Origin of the sequence: Hymenobacter sp. YC55, from assembly GCF_029433095.1 — a bacterium.
In the GTDB taxonomy this organism is placed as follows: domain Bacteria; phylum Bacteroidota; class Bacteroidia; order Cytophagales; family Hymenobacteraceae; genus Hymenobacter.
This window is the reverse complement of the sequence record NZ_JARNTX010000018.1, coordinates 1-746: the sequence shown is the minus strand read 5'-3', so window position 1 is coordinate 746 and position 746 is coordinate 1. Positions and strand designations below refer to the sequence as shown.

Here is a 746-nt window from a genome sequence, read left to right as displayed (position 1 = left end):
ACTTAGAGGGGTTGCCCCATTCGGAAATATCAGGATCACCGGGTATGTGCCCCTTCCCTGATCTTATCGCAGCTTATCACGTCCTTCGTCGCCTCTGAGAGCCTAGGCATCCCCCGTGTGCCCTTCTCTACTTCGTTATCGGTACGCGCTGCAAGCAGCCGTACCCCTACGCCTGCTTATCGCTAAGCAGGTGCTTCTTTTTCTCTCTCGTTACCTTACGTCAAAGAACATTTACTCTCCTGTTGAGAGTAACGCAGCCTCTACTTCAGTGAAGAAATAGAACCTGTAGTGTGTTGCACTCACTTGTTACCCGATTGGCAACAATAGTGGAGAATAACGGATTCGAACCGTTGACCCCCTGCGTGCAAGGCAGGTGCTCTAGCCAGCTGAGCTAATCCCCCGGTCTCTCGTCCAAGCAGCCGCCCCGCTTGTTACAGTGGGCCTGCGTGGACTCGAACCACGGACCTCTACATTATCAGTGTAGCGCTCTAACCACCTGAGCTACAAGCCCTGTTCGAGGCAGCTTCTCTCTTGCAAAAGAAGCCTACTCGCAAGTATCGTTGAATGAAGGAAAAACAAAAAGAAGCGACTCCACCATGAAGAGGGTCTACAACCACTCCGAGTCGGATTGCTCCAGAAAGGAGGTGATCCAGCCGCACCTTCCGGTACGGCTACCTTGTTACGACTTAGCCCCAGTTACCTGTTCTACCCTAACTGGCTTCTGTGACGAGCACCAGCTTCAGGTC

General features: G+C 52.7%; 2 tRNA genes and 2 rRNA genes. All 4 read right to left on the bottom strand.

From position 1 onward, the window contains the following. A 23S ribosomal RNA gene (locus P1X16_RS31300) occupies positions 1–137 on the bottom strand; the annotation flags it as partial. Between the two features lie 190 nt (positions 138–327). After that, a tRNA-Ala gene (locus P1X16_RS31295) sits at positions 328–401 on the bottom strand. Between the two features lie 36 nt (positions 402–437). Further along, a tRNA-Ile gene (locus tag P1X16_RS31290) sits at positions 438–511 on the bottom strand. A gap of 126 nt (positions 512–637) precedes the next feature. Next, positions 638–746 (bottom strand): 16S ribosomal RNA (locus P1X16_RS31285); the annotation flags it as partial.